The sequence below is a fragment of the Streptomyces sp. CA-278952 genome (assembly GCF_028747205.1).
Classification (GTDB): domain Bacteria; phylum Actinomycetota; class Actinomycetes; order Streptomycetales; family Streptomycetaceae; genus Streptomyces.
The window spans coordinates 5,899,216-5,915,238 of record NZ_CP112880.1 but is presented as its reverse complement, the minus strand read 5'-3'; the positions used below and the strand labels follow the sequence as shown (position 1 = coordinate 5,915,238).

General features: G+C 69.1%; 14 protein-coding genes. 5 read left to right on the top strand and 9 right to left on the bottom strand.

Going from position 1 to position 16,023, the window contains the following annotated elements:
• Window positions 1–3: 3 nt before the first annotated feature.
• Window positions 4–1,242: an HpcH/HpaI aldolase/citrate lyase family protein gene (locus N7925_RS26305; protein WP_265601891.1), complete on the bottom strand. Its 1,239-nt coding sequence runs from the start codon at window positions 1,240–1,242 to the stop codon at window positions 4–6.
• Between the two features lie 221 nt (window positions 1,243–1,463).
• Here N7925_RS26305 and N7925_RS26300 point away from each other — a divergent pair, with 221 nt between their 5' ends.
• Window positions 1,464–2,351 (top strand): TerD family protein, encoded by an 888-nt coding sequence (locus N7925_RS26300; RefSeq protein ID WP_274345352.1) that lies wholly within the window; start codon window positions 1,464–1,466, stop codon window positions 2,349–2,351.
• 126 nt (window positions 2,352–2,477) lie between these two features.
• Here N7925_RS26300 and N7925_RS26295 read toward each other — a convergent pair whose 3' ends face one another.
• The 6 genes from N7925_RS26295 to N7925_RS26270 form a co-directional block, all read right to left on the bottom strand.
• Window positions 2,478–3,212, bottom strand: coding sequence for a TerD family protein (locus N7925_RS26295; RefSeq protein WP_265601889.1), 735 nt, complete (start codon window positions 3,210–3,212; stop codon window positions 2,478–2,480).
• Between the two features lie 129 nt (window positions 3,213–3,341).
• Window positions 3,342–4,493, bottom strand: coding sequence for a DUF475 domain-containing protein (locus N7925_RS26290; protein ID WP_274345351.1), 1,152 nt, complete (start codon window positions 4,491–4,493; stop codon window positions 3,342–3,344).
• A 133-nt stretch (window positions 4,494–4,626) separates the two neighbouring features.
• A complete protein-coding gene (locus N7925_RS26285; protein WP_265601888.1) occupies window positions 4,627–5,202 on the bottom strand; it encodes a TerD family protein in 576 nt (191 codons plus the stop codon).
• 188 nt (window positions 5,203–5,390) lie between these two features.
• The gene (locus N7925_RS26280; protein WP_265601887.1) at window positions 5,391–5,966 is read right to left on the bottom strand and encodes a TerD family protein; all 576 of its coding nucleotides are present in this window, start codon (window positions 5,964–5,966) and stop codon (window positions 5,391–5,393) included.
• A gap of 138 nt (window positions 5,967–6,104) precedes the next feature.
• Window positions 6,105–6,563 carry a peroxiredoxin gene (locus N7925_RS26275; protein ID WP_003969401.1) on the bottom strand — a complete coding sequence of 153 codons (459 nt, stop codon included), beginning with the start codon at window positions 6,561–6,563 and terminating at the stop codon, window positions 6,105–6,107.
• A gap of 220 nt (window positions 6,564–6,783) precedes the next feature.
• Entirely contained in the window at window positions 6,784–7,221 is a 438-nt protein-coding gene (locus N7925_RS26270) for a DUF3052 domain-containing protein (protein WP_030585952.1), read from the bottom strand.
• 495 nt (window positions 7,222–7,716) lie between these two features.
• On the opposite strand from N7925_RS26270, the gene aceE reads away from it, so the two are divergent.
• Complete coding sequence (gene aceE, locus N7925_RS26265; RefSeq protein WP_265601886.1) at window positions 7,717–10,449, top strand: pyruvate dehydrogenase (acetyl-transferring), homodimeric type; 2,733 nt, start codon at window positions 7,717–7,719, stop codon at window positions 10,447–10,449.
• A gap of 73 nt (window positions 10,450–10,522) precedes the next feature.
• Here the strand turns inward: aceE and N7925_RS26260 are convergent, their stop codons facing one another.
• Complete coding sequence (locus N7925_RS26260; RefSeq protein WP_265601885.1) at window positions 10,523–10,915, bottom strand: peptidase inhibitor family I36 protein; 393 nt, start codon at window positions 10,913–10,915, stop codon at window positions 10,523–10,525.
• Between the two features lie 195 nt (window positions 10,916–11,110).
• Window positions 11,111–12,607 (bottom strand): MFS transporter, encoded by a 1,497-nt coding sequence (locus N7925_RS26255; RefSeq protein ID WP_416223008.1) that lies wholly within the window; start codon window positions 12,605–12,607, stop codon window positions 11,111–11,113.
• A gap of 250 nt (window positions 12,608–12,857) precedes the next feature.
• Here N7925_RS26255 and N7925_RS26250 point away from each other — a divergent pair, with 250 nt between their 5' ends.
• The 3 genes from N7925_RS26250 (at window position 12,858) to N7925_RS26240 (ending at window position 15,979) form a co-directional block, all read left to right on the top strand.
• The gene (locus tag N7925_RS26250; protein ID WP_265601883.1) at window positions 12,858–13,511 is read left to right on the top strand and encodes a TetR family transcriptional regulator; all 654 of its coding nucleotides are present in this window, start codon (window positions 12,858–12,860) and stop codon (window positions 13,509–13,511) included.
• Between the two features lie 207 nt (window positions 13,512–13,718).
• On the top strand, window positions 13,719–14,927 hold the full coding sequence (locus N7925_RS26245; RefSeq protein ID WP_274345350.1) for an alpha/beta hydrolase: 1,209 nt from the start codon (window positions 13,719–13,721) through the stop codon (window positions 14,925–14,927).
• Window positions 14,928–15,013: 86 nt separating this feature from the next.
• Entirely contained in the window at window positions 15,014–15,979 is a 966-nt protein-coding gene (locus N7925_RS26240; protein WP_274345349.1) for a DUF4429 domain-containing protein, read from the top strand.
• Window positions 15,980–16,023: the final 44 nt, after the last annotated feature.

Sequence of the window (16,023 nt, the reverse complement as noted above, 5' to 3'; positions counted from 1 at the left end):
CGCTCAGTTCGTCAGGCCGGCGGCCAGCAGGTCCACGAAGCCGACGTCTTCCTTCGCCACCCCGAAGACCTCGGCCCGCTGGAGGGTGCGCTCGGCCCAGGCCCGGTGGGGCTTCACTTCGTTCATCTTGTTCGTGTACGCCGAGCGCAGCACCCCGCCGCCCTCGCGCTCCGGGCTCAGGATGTCCTGGGCGTCGGTGTACTCCTCGTGGCTGACCACGGACAGTGCGTGGACCGGCGCCACGTGCGAGGGGTGGATGCAGGTCTTGCCGAGCAGGCCGTTGGCACGGTCGAGCTCGATCTCCCGGAGCAGTCCGTCGAGGTCGTGCTCGATGAGGGCCGTGCGCAGTTCCTCGGCCCGGCCCTCCAGGAAGGGGCTGCGGCGCAGCTGGGGCTTGAACATGCGCTCCTGGCGGCGGAAGTACTCCCAGACCGGTCCGGTGATCGTGAAGCCGGTGCCGTCGGCCCGGCCGAGCACGTTGACCACGTCGGCGATCACGGAGGCGACGATATGGACGTCGTAGGCCGTCATGTCGGGCGCGCGGCGCAGTCCGTAGGCCGAGCAGAAGTCGGTGACGCCGAGCCGCAGCGCGAGCACCCGGTCCCGGTGCTTCTCGACGCTGCGGGCGATGCCCTGGAGGATTTCGCCGCGCGTCTCCAGATGGAGCAACTCGGGGGATTCGAGGACCGGCATCGCGAAGAGCCGTCGTCCGCACTCCGACTCGGCCTCGTCGAGCGCCTCCAGGAACTGCCGGCCCCGCTCTTCGGTGAATTTGGGAAGTACGAAACCGGACAACATCCGGACCGAGTCGCCGAGGCGCCGCACCAGGTCGGTGATCTGAGCCGGTTCCCGTACCCGGATGAAGAGCAGCGGTACGTCGGCGGCCACGGCGTCCGTGGCCTCGCGCGGGTCCCGCGGGGCGGTCGCCGAAGCCGTGGACTCGGTGCCTGCTGCCGCGTCGCGGGCGGCCAGCTCGGCGAACTGCCTGATCAGATTGGCTTCGGCGCCGGTGACCTCGGCATCGTCGATGGAGTCCTCCAGGCACAGCACCATGGAGACGACGCCGCGCGCGGCCTGCTTGAGCACGTCGTCGGCGAGCGACAGCCGGGTCGCCGGGGAGTAGAGCGTGGCTCCCAGGGCGACGGAGAGCATCCGTGCCGGGGAGTCCGCGGTGAACGTGCAGGGCTCCCTGAAGAACAGACCCTCGCGGGCAGTGGGCGATATATGCCCGAAGTGACGCATGATTTTCCCCCGAACTGCCTGACCGACCGAACAATGCATGGCCGGTAATAGTACGTACGGACGGGTGTCAACAGTTCCCCATGTACATGAATTTCCGGTTACCCGCCCCTTGTCCGGCCCCCTGTCGCGGTATCTTCACGCCTTGCCCACACCGCCTCCGGGCACGGTCGTGCCGCCCCCCGCGTTGTCCGCACGGGCCCCCAGCAGGCAGGATGACCGTCATGACGCACACGATGCTGAAGGGCTCGAACGTCCCCGTCGATGCCGCGGCCGTCCGGGCCGTGCTGCGCTGGACCCCGGGCGCCGGGGTTCCCGACGTGGACGCCTCCGCCCTGCTCCTCGGTGCGTCCGGCCGGGTGCGGTCGGATGAGGACTTCGTCTTCTACAACCAGCCCCGGCACCCCTCCGGCCTGGTCCGGCGGCTGCCGAAGCGCAGTGTCCCGGAAGGGCTGACGGACACGGTCGAGGCGGACCTCGGGGCGCTCGACGCGTCGGTGGACCAGGTGGTCATCGCGGCCTCCTCCGATGGGGCCGCCTTCGAGCAGGTCCTGGACCTGCGGATACTCCTTTTCGACGCCGCGTTCGCCGAGGGCGAGCCACTGGCGGTGTTCGATGTCCGGCCGGAGACCGGGGAAGAGACGGCGATCATCTGCGGCGAGCTCTACCGCCGCGGCGAAGGGTGGAAGTTCCGCGCGGTCGGCCAGGGGTATCCCACCGGCCTGATCGGCCTGGCCACCGCCTTCGGCATCTCGGTGGACGAATCGGAGGCCGTGAACGGGGCGCAGGCGGTGAACGGGGCGCAGGACCCGGTCGCTCCGGTGGGCGCGGGGCCCCTCCCGGCCGCCGTGCCCCCGCCGCCGTCCGTGCCGCCCGGGCCCGGGCCGGACTCCCAGGCCACGGTCCAGCACCAGCAGCCCTCCTACGGCTACCCGCCGCCGGTCGCGCACCCCGCTGCCGGCGCCGTGGCCCACCAGCCGGCGTACGGCTATCCACAGCACGCCCCCGAGCCGCCCGCGTACGGCTATCCGCAGCCCGCGGCAGCCGCCGCGCACGCGCCCGACCCCCATTTCGTACTGCCTCCACAAGGTCCGCAGTTCGTCCGGTCCTGAGCCGCCCCGATCCGATTCCCGCGCACGTCCTGCTTCCCGTGCACGTCCTGTTTCCCGCGTACGTCCCGATTCCCGCGCACGTCCTGCTTCCCGTGCACGTCCTTGGGCCCTCACGGCTGCCCGGGCTCAGGTCCGGGTCTTGTAGCCGCGCCCCCATTGCATGCCGTAGCCGTACAGCCGGTCCAGCTCCGACTGGAAGCCGTACACGAACTTCACCTCGCGCCGCACGATCAGCTCGTCCTTGATGTTCTCCACGGTGAACACCGCACAGGAGCGGGCCTGCGGTGCGCGCTCGTCCAGCTCGATCTCGATGCGCGGGCCGTTGCCCGGGTAGAGCGTGACCTTGGCGTGCGTGCGGTCGAACGCGGGCGTCCGGTCGTAGATGTAGACGAAGAACAGCAGCCGCTTGATCTGGTCACGCTGGTCGAGGTTGACGTAGACCGTCTCCCCCGAGGGTGCGCCGAACCGGTCGTCGCCGCTGAGCCGGACGTAGGGCGGCCCGTTGAGGTCGCCGATCAGGCTGCCCAGCGGCTGCACGACGCCCTTGGTGCCGTCCATCAGCTCGTACATGCAGCCGAGGTCCAGGTCGACGTTGACGACGCCCTGGGTGTGCGCCTGGACCACCTCGGGCTTGAACAGTTCGAGGGGGTGCCGCAGCATGCCGCTCCGGCGCGACCGGCCCTCGATGTCCGAGGTCCGCATCCGCCAGGACAGGTTGACCCGGAGGTTGCCCGACAGGGCCCCCTGCTTGTTGAGCGAGATCGTGGCGTTCCGTTTGGTCAGCACGATCGCGCTCGACGTCGAGTTGCCCGAGTCGAACTGCGCCGCGCGCCCCGGCCACAGGCCGTCGAAGAATCCCATACCAACCCCCACCTGTTCGCGCGCCCCGGACATCGCTGCGGGGCGGCCACCGGGCCGGGTCCGGGAGATCCCGGAGAGCCGTCGCCGTGTGGGCCGCCCCGCAGAGAGCGTTCCTCAATCCTTACCGGGTCACACCCCCGAGGACACTTCGGACTTGCTTCCCGAGCCGCCGCCCCCATCGGATTTCGCGGCGAGGGCGCGGTTGCGCCTGACCGAGGACCAGAAGGAGAGGGCGATCAGGATCACGCCGACCGAGCCGGTGATGAACTCGTTGATCTGGTGCTGGATGGTGATCAGCAGGATGATCGAGAGCGCGCCGATCGCGTAGTGCGCGCCGTGCTCCAGGTAGACGTAGTCGTCGAGCGTTCCCTCGCGCACCAGGTAGACGGTGAGTGAACGGACGTACATGGCGCCGATGCCGAGGCCGAGGGCCATCAGCACGATCTCGTTGGTGATGGCGAAGGCGCCGATGACGCCGTCGAAGGAGAACGAGGCGTCCAGGACTTCCAGGTAGAGGAAGAGGAAGAACGCGGCCTTTCCGGCGAGGGCGACCCCGGTGACGGGCTTGCCCTTCTTCTTGGCCTCTTCCTCGGCCTCGTGCTCGCGCTCCTCCTCCTCTTCCAGCTTGCCCTCGAAGAATCCGGAGAGCCCGCCGACGACGAGGTAGGTGATCAGACCGGCGATGCCGGAGAGCATGACCGTGGCCGCCTTGTCGGCGTGTCCGCCGCCGTGCTGGTGGGCCTGGGTCGCGAACGTCGTGGCGGTGATGAGCAGGATGATCAGCGCGACGCAGACCGACAGCATGTCAACCTTGCCGAGCTTGGCGAGCGGGCGCTCGATCCAGCGCAGCCAGTGGATGTCACGGTCCTCGTCGAAGATGAAGTCGAGGAAGATCATCAACAGGAACATGCCACCGAAGGCGGCGATCGACGGATGGGCGTCCGTGACCAGTTCCTTGTACCTGTCCGGGTCGTTGAAGGACAGGTCGATGGCCTCGATCGGCCCGAGCTGGGCGCTCACGGCCACGATCACGACGGGGAACACCAGCCGCATTCCGAAGACGGCGATGAGGATGCCGATGGTGAGGAAGATCTTCTGCCAGAAGGCGTTCATCTTCTTCAGGATTCCGGCGTTGATCACCGCGTTGTCGAAGGACAGCGAAATCTCCAGGACGGACAGGATCGCGACGATGCCGAACGCCTGCCACCCCCCGTAGAAGATCGCTGCGACCAGGCCGAGCGCGGTGACCGCGAACGACCAGCCGAAGGTTTTTAGAACCACTGGCTACCTCATCGTGTTGGTGAAGGGGCTCCCCCGGTGCGTCGGGGCTCCCCCGGCGCCTGGGGCCTTTCGTTTGGAGCGTGTCGGGCACGCGATGCCCGACACGCTCCAAACGAAAGGCCCGGGCGCGGCGTTATGAAACGTTGACGCCGAAGTCTAGAGCGATGCCGCGCAGGCCGGACGCGTACCCCTGGCCGACGGCACGGAACTTCCACTCGCCGTTGTACCGGTAGAGCTCGCCGAAGATCATCGCGGTCTCCGTCGAGGCGTCCTCGCTGAGGTCGTAGCGGGCCAGTTCCTGGCCGTCGGCCTGGTTGACCACACGGATGAAAGCGTTGCTGACCTGGCCGAACGCCTGGCCCCGGTTGTCCGCGTCATGGATCGAGACCGGGAAGATGATCTTGTCGCAGTGGGCGGGAACCTGGTCGAGACGGACGATGACGGACTCGTCGTCGCCGTCGCCCTCCCCGGTGAGGTTGTCACCGGTGTGCTCGACGGAGCCGTCGGGGCTCGTGAGGTTGTTGTAGAAGATGAAGAACTCGTCGCCGAGCACGCGGCCCGACTGGCACAGCAGTGCGCTGGCGTCGAGGTCGAATGCGGCTCCTGTGGTGGAGCGCGCGTCCCAGCCGAGCCCGACCAGCACCTGGGTGAGGTTGGGTGCGACCTTGGAGAGGGAGACGTTGCCTCCCTTGGCGAGCGTGACGCCCATGTGTGTCCTCCCCGAGTCGTGTAAGACGCTGCCGGGCGCTTTCGACGCCCGGGGCCGGGCGTCGAAAGCGCCCGGTCAGGGAGTGTCCGGCGCATCGGGCCGGCCACCCCCTGGTCCTGTCGTCGGACTCCCGCCCGCCCTCCGGGCGACGACGGGAGTCCGACGACAGGACCTGGGGCCCAGCGACGTCAGACGTTGACGCCGAAGTCCTGGGCGATGCCGCGCAGGCCGGAGGCGTATCCCTGGCCGATGGCGCGGAACTTCCACTCCGCGCCGTTGCGGTAGAGCTCGCCGAAGACCATGGCGGTCTCCGTCGAGGCGTCCTCGCTCAGGTCGTAGCGGGCGAGCTCGGTGTTGTCGGCCTGGTTGACCACGCGGATGTACGCGTTGCGGACCTGGCCGAAGCTCTGCTGGCGGCTCTCGGCCTCGTAGATCGAGACCGGGAAGACGATCTTGTCCACGTCGGCCGGCACACCGGCCAGGTTCACCTTGACGACCTCGTCGTCGCCCTCGCCCTCACCGGTGAGGTTGTCACCGGTGTGCTCGACGGAGCCGTCGGGGCTCTTCAGGTTGTTGAAGAAGACGAAATTGCCGTCGGCGGCGACCTTGCCCTCGGCGTTCGCCAGCAGCGCGCTGGCGTCGAGGTCGAAGTCACCACCGGTGGTGGTGCGGGCGTCCCAGCCCAGACCGACGATGACCGCGGTCAGGTTGGGCGCGGCCTTGGTCAGCGAGACGTTGCCGCCCTTGCTGAGGCTGACTCCCACGAGTCCTCCAGTAGTTTTCTCAGGGGCCGGCGGACGCCGTCTTCCCCGTCGTTCATTGGCATCGGATCAACGAGTGGATCCTAGTGACCGGTTCCCGGCCAAAACAGGCTTTTGACCGGGCGTCGCCAGGAGATCGTCTCAGAGCGCTTCGAGCGCCTTGACGTAGTCGTTCAGGTCACGGGCGTCCGGAAGGCCGTTCACGACGCTCCAGCGGACGACGCCCGCCTTGTCGATGACGAAGGTGCCGCGCACCGCGCAGCCCTTGTCCTCGTCGAAGACGCCGTACGCCCGCGAGGTCTCCCCGTGCGGCCAGAAGTCGGACAGCAGCGGGTACTCCAGGCCCTCCTGCTCGGCGAAGACGCGCAGGGTGTGGATGGAGTCGTTGGAGACGGCGAGGAGCTGGGTGCCCTCGTTCTCGAAGCGGGGCAGCTCGTCGCGGAGGGCGCACAGCTCGCCGGTGCAGACGCCGGTGAAGGCGAACGGGTAGAACACCAGCACCACGTTCTTCTCACCGCGGAACTCCGACAGCCGCACGGTCCGGCCGTGGTTGTCCTTGAGCTGGAAGTCCGGGGCCTGACTGCCGACCTCGATCGTCATGGAACACGTATCCCTTCGCCGCTTCTCCGCATCCCGGGCCGGGTCCGTCCGGGTGACACCCACCCTACGCAGGCGCCCCGGGCCGGCCCCAAGGGGCCGTGGACCGCTCTCGGAGGGGTCGTGGACCGGTCCGGGAGGGGTCGTGGGGGCCGCGGGGCGTACGAAGGCCCCCACAGGCGCGGCGTGCGCCCGTGGGGGCCCCGAAGGATGCGAACGTGGTTCAGCGCTTGGCCTTGGCCCCCTTGGGGGTGACCAGACGGCTGCCCGTCCAGTCCTTGCCCGCGCTGATGCTCTTGGTCTGGGCGAGACCGGCTGTCTGGGCAGCCTCATTGATGTCGCTCGGTTCGACGTATCCGTCACGGCCGGTCTTCGGCGTCATCAGCCAGACCGTACCGCCGTCCTCGATCAGACCAATGGCATCCACCAGCGCGTCCGTAAGGTCGCCGTCCTCGTCGCGGAACCAGAGCAGGACGACGTCCGCGACGTCGTCGTACTCCTCGTCGACGAGTTCCTGGCCGGTAGTGGCCTCAATGCCCTCACGGAGCTCCAGCTCGACGTCTTCGTCGTAGCCGATCTCCTGGACCACTTGTCCGGGCTCGAACCCCAGGCGTGCTGCCGGGTTGGTCCGCTCCTCCGCGTGGTCCGCGGTCGCGCTCACGGGTTGCCTCCTGATCATGTCTTCGGAAAATGCTGCAGCCACGCGCGTGCGCGGGGCGTTGGCCGTAGTCCACACGGGCTCGGCGAATCGCGCAAGTACCCAGCGTGCGAGACCGCCTATACGGTGACGTTCCCTGCCACGTCGCCGCAAGTCCCGGCATGTCTCTCCGGCGGCTCCCCGCGGTCTCCCCGGGTCACTCCATCCGTTTACGTCCTTCCTCAGCTTATGCGGTTTCGATCCGCCAATCGGATGCGAACAGCCTTTGGGAACACTTGGACGGCTTGGGCGTAAGGTTGCGGTTTGCCCGTACCCAGCCGCGTACTGCCCATACGCGTGCCCCGTGGACGCGTTTCGGCACCTTGGGGTTACCCCACGGTAGAGATGACGTTCGGGCCCTCGCGGTAGCACGATGGAGGCGGCGCACCCAGAGTTGTCCCGGGGGCGTGTTCGCCGTAGCAGGCCCCGTAGAGCACCACCGAACAGCGAAGGAACAGTGTGGCTTCCGGATCCGATCGCAACCCGATCATCATTGGCGGCCTTCCGAGCCAGGTCCCGGATTTTGATCCCGAGGAGACCCGGGAATGGCTCGACTCCCTCGACGCCGCCGTCGACGAGCGCGGCCGAGAGCGGGCCCGCTATCTGATGCTCCGGCTCATCGAGCGCGCGCGGGAGAAGCGCGTCGCGGTGCCGGAGATGCGCAGCACGGACTATGTGAACACGATCGCCACGAAGGACGAGCCGTTCTTCCCCGGCGACGAGGAGATCGAACGCAAGGTCCTCAACGCGACGCGCTGGAACGCCGCGGTGATGGTCTCGCGGGCCCAGCGTCCCGGGATCGGCGTCGGCGGCCACATCGCCACCTTCGCTTCCTCCGCCTCGCTGTACGACGTGGGCTTCAACCACTTCTTCCGGGGCAAGGACCAGGGCGACGGCGGCGACCAGATCTTCTTCCAGGGACACGCGTCCCCGGGGATCTACGCCCGGGCGTTCCTGCTGGACCGGCTGAGCGAGGCGCAGCTCGACGGGTTCCGCCAGGAGAAGTCGAAGGCCCCGAACGGGCTGTCCAGCTATCCGCACCCGCGGCTGATGCCGGACTTCTGGGAGTTCCCGACCGTCTCGATGGGCCTCGGTCCGCTCGGCGCGATCTACCAGGCGCGGATGAACCGCTACATGGAGGCGCGCGGCATCGCCGACACCTCCAAGTCGCACGTGTGGGCCTATCTGGGCGACGGCGAGATGGACGAGCCGGAGTCCCTGGGCCAGCTGTCCATCGCGGCCCGTGAGAATCTGGACAACCTGACCTTCGTGGTCAACTGCAACCTCCAGCGCCTCGACGGCCCGGTGCGCGGCAACGGGAAGATCATCCAGGAGCTGGAGTCGCAGTTCCGGGGCGCCGGCTGGAACGTCATCAAGCTGGTCTGGGACCGTTCCTGGGACCCGCTGCTGGCGCAGGACCGCACCGGCATCCTGGTCAACAGGCTGAACACCACGCCGGACGGTCAGTTCCAGACGTACGCCACCGAGACCGGCGAGTACATCCGCGAGCACTTCTTCGGCGACGACCCGCGGCTGCGGGACATGGTCAAGGACATGACCGACCAGCAGATCCTGCACCTGGGCCGCGGCGGTCACGACCACCGCAAGGTCTACGCGGCCTACGCGGCGGCCAAGGCGCACAAGGGCCAGCCGACGGTGATCCTGGCGCAGACGGTCAAGGGCTGGACGCTGGGGCCGAACTTCGAGGGCCGCAACGCGACCCACCAGATGAAGAAGCTCACGGTCGAGGACCTCAAGCGCTTCCGCGACCGGCTGCACATCCCGATCACGGACAAGCAGCTGGACGAGGGCTACCCGCCCTACTACCACCCGGGTCGCGACTCGGAGGAGATCCAGTACATGCACGACCGCCGCCAGGGTCTGGGCGGTTACGTCCCGACCCGTGTGGTGCGTGCGAAGCCGCTTCCGCAGCCCGAGGAAAAGACGTACGCGGCTGCGAAGAAGGGTTCGGGTACGCAGTCGATCGCCACCACCATGGCGTTCGTCCGCGTCCTGAAGGATCTCATGCGGGACAAGGAGATCGGCAAGCGTTTCGTGCTGATCGCCCCTGATGAGTACCGCACCTTCGGCATGGACGCGTTCTTCCCGAGTGCGAAGATTTACAACCCGCTCGGCCAGCAGTACGAGGCGGTCGACCGCGATCTGCTGCTCGCGTACAAGGAGTCCCCGACGGGTCAGATGCTGCACGACGGCATCTCCGAGGCGGGCTGCACGGCCTCGCTGATCGCGGCCGGCTCCGCGTACGCCACGCACGGCGAGCCGCTGATCCCGGTGTACGTCTTCTACTCGATGTTCGGGTTCCAGCGCACCGGCGACCAGTTCTGGCAGATGGCCGACCAGCTCGCGCGCGGCTTCGTGCTCGGCGCGACCGCCGGCCGCACCACGCTGACCGGTGAGGGCCTCCAGCACGCGGACGGCCACTCGCAGCTGCTCGCCTCGACGAACCCGGGCTGTGTCGCGTACGACCCGGCGTACGGGTTCGAGATCGCGCACATCATGAAGGACGGGCTGCGCCGGATGTACGGCGAGGCGAACGAGGACGTCTTCTACTACCTCACCGTCTACAACGAGCCGATCCAGCACCCGGCCGAGCCCGAGGATGTGGACGTCGAGGGCATCCTCAAGGGCATCCACCGCTTCAGCACCGGCGAGAAGGGCGAGATCCCGGCCCAGATCATGGCGTCCGGTGTGGCCGTCCCCTGGGCCCTGGAGGCGCAGAAGATCCTCGCGGACGAGTGGAACGTCAAGGCGGACGTCTGGTCGGCGACCTCCTGGAACGAGCTGCGCCGCGAGGCGGTGGACGTCGAGCGCTACAACCTCCTGCACCCGGAGGAGGAGCAGCGCGTCCCGTACGTCACGAAGAAGCTCGAAGCGGCCCAGGGCCCGTTCGTGGCGGTCTCGGACTGGATGCGTTCGGTTCCGGACCAGATCGCGCGCTGGGTGCCGGGCGCCTACCAGTCGCTGGGCGCGGACGGCTTCGGCTTCGCGGACACCCGGGGTGCGGCCCGCCGGTTCTTCCACATCGACGCGCAGTCGATCGTGCTGGCGGTCCTCACCGAGCTGGCCAAGGAGGGCAAGGTCGACCGGTCGGCCCTGAAGACGGCGGTGGACCGCTACGAGCTCCTGGACGTGGCCGCGGCCGATCCGGGCGCGGCGGGCGGCGACGCGTAGCGGCGGTCGCGGTACGGAAGGTCCTCAGGGGCGGTGGCGCGGGAGCGTGGCCGCCCCTGAGGCGTGCCGGGGCTCAGTTCTCCCAGATCTTGAAGGCTCGTACCTGGTACGGGGACCGGGGCGTCCAGGTGCCGCCGCCGGGGTACGTCTCGAACTCCCCCGTCTCCGCGCACTCGGCGGACTGGTAGGTGGTGACGGGCCGCCCGGTGCGGTTGGCGAGGGACTGGGCGTCGCCGCCCTTCGGCAGCGGGACGCAGCTCTCGATGTCCACGCCGGAGAGCTCGAAGGTGTGGCGGGCCCCGGTGAAGTCGGGCTTCTTCCAGAGGCAGAGCCTGCCCGCCTCGCAGGCCCCGAGGGAGACGCCCGGGGACCGCTCGGGGGCCGCCGCCGCCCGGTCGTGGGCCAGGGCCTGGGGAACGAGTGCGGTGACGGCCAGGGCGGCCGCCGCGAGGACGGTCGTACGCATGATGGATCAACCCCCGTGGTTGGTCGGTGTTCGCTTCCGCCGCTCACTCTGTGTCACCGGGCCTGGTGTGCGGAAGGGCGGCCGGGAGGCGTCACCCTGATAGGCGAGAGCCCCGCCGAAAGGATTCGGCGGGGCTCCGGCCTGCGCTGTGTTGACGATCTGCGCCGCTTCGGGCGTCGGATGCCGCTTCGGGCGTCAGATGTGGCCGACTCCGGCCCCCGCCTCGGCGTTCTCGCCGCGCTTGGTGAGGGTGGCGACGAAGACGGCGACCACGGCGACGATGCCCGCGACCGTGAAGGCCAGGCCCATGCCGGACATGAACGTGTCGTGGATGACCCCGCCGATGGTGTCGATGACGTCCGGCGTCATGTTGGGATCCTTGGCGAGTGCCTCGGCCGGCACTATGCCGAACTCGGCGGCCTCCTCCAGTTTCGGGTCGGGCGCGCCGGGCAGGCCCGCGCCCGCCCAGTTGTCCGCGAACTCGGAGCTGACCTTGGAGGACATGACCGCTCCGAGGACGGCGGTGCCGAGCGCGCCGCCGACCTGCATGGCGGCCTGCTGGAGACCGCCGGCCACGCCGGACAGCTCCATGGGCGCGTTGCCGACGATGACCTCGGTCGCGCCGACCATGACCGGGGCGAGCCCGCAGCCGAGCAGGGCGAACCAGAGGGACATCGCGAAGGTGCCGGTGGAGTCGGTGAGCGTGGTCATGCCGAACATCGCGGTGGCCGTGCAGACCATGCCGCCGACCAGGGGGACGCGGGGACCGAACTTGGTGATCAGCAGGCCGGCGACCGGCGAGGCGACGATCATCATGGCGGTCAGCGGCAGCAGGCGCAGACCGCTGTCGACCGGGCTGAGGCCGTGGACGCCCTGGAGGAAGAACGTCACGAAGAAGAGGCCGCCCAAGAAGGCGAAGGCCATCAGCATCATGAGGACGACACCGGCCGTCAACGGGACGGAACGGAACATCCCCAGCGGAACGAGCGGTTCCTTGACCTTGGTCTCCCAGACGCCGAAGGCGGCGAAGAGCAGGATCGCGAGGCCGAGCCACGCCCAGGTGCGGCCGTCGCCCCAGCCCCAGGACTCACCGGCCTTGATGATGCCCCAGATGAGGGAGAACATCGCGCCGGAGAGCAGCACGATGCCCAGGACGTCGAAGGAGCGCGGTGCGTTGGCGGCGCGGTGGTCCTTGAGGATCACCAGGCCGAAGATGAGCGCGATGATGCCGACCGGCACGTTGATGAAGAAGACCGACTGCCAGCTGACGTGCTCGACGAGCAGACCGCCGACGATCGGGCCGCCCGCGGTGGACGCGCCGATGACCATGCCCCAGATGCCGATCGCCATGTTCAGCTTCTCGGCGGGGAAGGTGGCGCGCAGCAGGCCGAGTGCGGCCGGCATCAGCAGGGCGCCGAAGAGGCCTTGGAGGACACGGAAGAGGACGACCAGGACGATCTCCTGGGAGAAACCGATCGCGGCGGAGGAGATCGCGAATCCCGCGATACCGATCAGGAAGGTCTGACGGTGGCCGAAGCGGTCGCCCAGCTTGCCCGCGGTGATCAGGGCGACGGCGAGCGCCAGGAGATAGCCGTTGGTGATCCACTGGACGTCGGCGAGCGAGGCGCCGAGGTCCTTCTGGATCGCGGGGTTCGCGATGGCGACGATGGTGCCGTCGAGGGCGACCATCATCACGCCGAGGGCGACGGCGAAGAGGGTCAGCCAGGGGTGGCCGCGAAGCCCCTTGACCGGGGCGGGTTCTGCGTTGTCTTCCGGCTCCCGCGGCGCCTTCTCGACGGTGGTCTGACTAGTCATACGGCGAGACTAGTGACAGCTACTGACAGTTGACAAACCAATTCACAAGACAGTAACTGTCACGTAGCTCACACGTAGCGCACAGGTATGCTGAGCTGGACAAACACGGGAAAAGAGGAACCGGTACGTGACCGACGGGCAGACAGTCGAGCCCCGAGCCGGACTGCGTGAACGCAAGAAGCAGCGCACTCGGGACGCCCTGGTACGCGCCTCCCTCGAACTGTTCACCACCCAGGGGTACGAACGCACCACCGTCGACGAGATCGTCGACGCCGTGGAGGTCTCCCAGCGCACCTTCTTCCGCTACTTCGCGAGCAAGGAGGACGCCACCTTCGCCGTGCAGGAGATGGTCGAGTCCCGCTTCATCGAGGAGCTGCGCCGCCGCCCCGCGGGCGAAGCCCCCTTCGAGGCCATGCGCCGGGCGGTGCTGTGCGCGTGGAACAGCATCGGCGAGGCGATCGAGGAGGTCGTCACCGTCGATCTCCATATGCGGACCTACCAGATGATCGAGTCGACCCCCTCCCTGCTCGCCGCCCACATGCGGCGCGGGGTCGCCCTGGAGAACCAGATCGCCCTGCTGATCGCGGAACGCGAGGGGCTCGATGTGGAACGGGACCCCCGGCCGCGGGTGGCCGTCGCCGCGTTCTCCGGGGTGATGCGGGTGACCGGTCAGCTGTGGGGGCGGGGGCTCGACCCGAGCGTGGAGGCGCTGCGCGACTTGACCGAGGAGTATCTCGACCAGCTCGCCCCGGCCCTCGCCCGGGACTGGCGTCGGACGTAGGGCGACTGCGGTTCGGGCGTCACACGTAGCGCGACTCCGGTCGGATGTCACACGTAGCGCGACTCCGGTTCGCGTGCCGGAAGGAGCGCGGCCACGAAGCGGTGGTGGTGACCCTGTGTGAGAAATCCGTGATGAATCCTTCGCGGACGGGTGATGTACCTCACCCGCATCACGGGGGTCGGGACGCGTCTCCTAGGGTGTGGCGCAGTGACTTCCTTCGACACCTCACCCACGTTGACCGCATGGCGTGCTCTGCTCGCCGTGGCGGTGGTGTTCGTGATGCTGGCGACGACGGGCTGGAGCGCCGTCCGCGATCAGCACTCCGGCGGGGAGCGCGAGCTCGCGCTCGCCTCCTGGGCGAAGGACCGGATAGCCGGCCGCTCACTGCCGGACGCCGACGCTCCCGCCTACCGGCTGGCCCACTTCTTCGCCACCCTCACCTCGGGACAGCAGATCGCCCTCGCGGGCAAGTACCCGTCGGTGGTGGGGAATCTGAACGGCGCTCCGGTCACCCTGCGCTACCACGCCAACCGGACGGCCCTCAGACAGGCCGTGACCGTGGAGAGAACGCGGGCGCACGACGAGAAGCTCTCGCCGGACGGGCGCGGTGAGGCGCAGGCGCGTCTCGGCCGGTTCCGCTCGATGCTCGCGGGCCAACGCCAGATCCTGGCCTTCGATCCCTCCGGGAGGGGCCGTGCGGCCGAGGTGTTCGGGAATCTCGACCGGGCCGCCCGGGTCTCCGTCGTCGTCCCGGGCGTCGACACCCATCTGCTGTCCCTGGAGCGCGGCACTCGCGCGTACCGGGCCCCCGTCGGGATGGCCAAGTCCCTGTACAAGGCGGAGCGCTCGGCCGCCCCGGGCACCCGTACGGCCGTCATCGCGTGGGCCGATTACACCGCCCCGGCCGGCCTCGGCATGGACGCGGCGCTGGGCGGGCTCGCGGCGAACGGCGCGATCCGGCTGAACGCGATGGTCGGCGCGCTGCCCGGCACCTCGAAGGTCTCGCTGTTCTGCCACAGCTACGGCTCCGTGGTGTGCGGGGTGGCCGCGCACCGGGCCCACGACCGGGTGGCCGACATCGCGGTGGCGGGCAGCCCCGGCATGCGGGCCGCCACCGCCGGTCAACTGGAGACCGGCGCCCGGATCTGGGCGACGCGGGACGGGGACGACTGGATCGGGGACGTACCCCATCTGGAGTTCGGCGGGATCGGTCACGGGGCCGACCCGGTCGACCCGGCCTTCGGCGCGCGCATCGTCTCGGCGGCCGGCGTCGCCGGGCACAGCGGCTACTTCGAACCGGGCACCGAGAGCCTGGACAACTTCGCCGCGATCGGCGTCGGAGCGTACGGATCGGTCAGCTGCGCGCGTGCCGACAGCGCGTGCCACAGCGGTATTTCCGGTGAGCGGGACGGCTGACGCGCGTAGAGGTCGGTGTCGGGCGGATTAATCGCGACTTGCTCCGAGGGGGGACGTGGGCGACTGTGCCGCATACGATGAGGCACATGGGTGATGTGCTGGCCGGAATTCATGCCACCTGGGAGTTCGACACCGACTCCGTGCTCATCCGCTTCGAACGGGGCATCCGCACACCGAAGCTCTTCCAGAGCCTGCGGGAACGCCGCATCCCGTATGCGGCCTTGTCGTCGGTGACGCTGACCCCCGGCAAGCGGGGCACGGTGGTTCTGCGTGCCGTGCCGAGGGCGGGTGCCGATCCTCTGGTGGAGGCTGCCTCCGGGCAGCTCAAGGAGGGGTATGACCCCTATCGCCTGGTACTTCCGGCGGAGCGGGAGGTGCTCGCCGAGTACTACGCGGACGAGCTGCGGGCCCTGCTGGACCCGGCGTCCGGCGAGAGCGCCGACCGGTTCCTGGTGGCGGCCCCCGAGGCCCCGATGCACTTCAAGGCGTATGACGGCCGGGCCAGCTTCGACGGCGAGCGCATCTCCTTCCGGTGGTCCTGGACCGGGGCCTCCAGCGCCAAGTGGAAGGCCGGCGACCAGAGCTTCCGGGTGAGCGAACTGGCCGGAATCGTGTGGCGCTCGCCCGAGGCGCTGGACGGCTATCTGCGTCTGGTGCCCCGCGCGGCGGCCCCGGTCGACCACCGCGCCGGCGGCAGTCTGGGCGTTGTACACGGTCCCGGCGGCTGCGGGGGCCCGGACGGCGGGGCGCCCGCGGGCGTGCCCGCCGGGCCTCCGGTCGCCACCGCGGACCAGGATCCGGCGGCCGTGCTCTTCGGCCTGGGCTACGGGCCGGTGCACGAGTCGCTGCCCTTCGCCGCCGCCGTCCTGGAATCCGTACGCCGGACCCAGCCCGCGCCCGCCGCCTCCGCCCCGGTCCTGGTGAACGCCGGGCGGCGCGATCCGGCGGACATCGCCGAGCGGATACATCACCTCGGCGAGCTGCACCAGGCCGGACTGGTGACGGACGCCGAGTACAGCGCGAAGAAGGCCCAGCTGCTCGCGGAGCTGTGACCCCGCGCCCCGGCCCGCGCCGGGAGGAGTCCCACTCCCCCGGG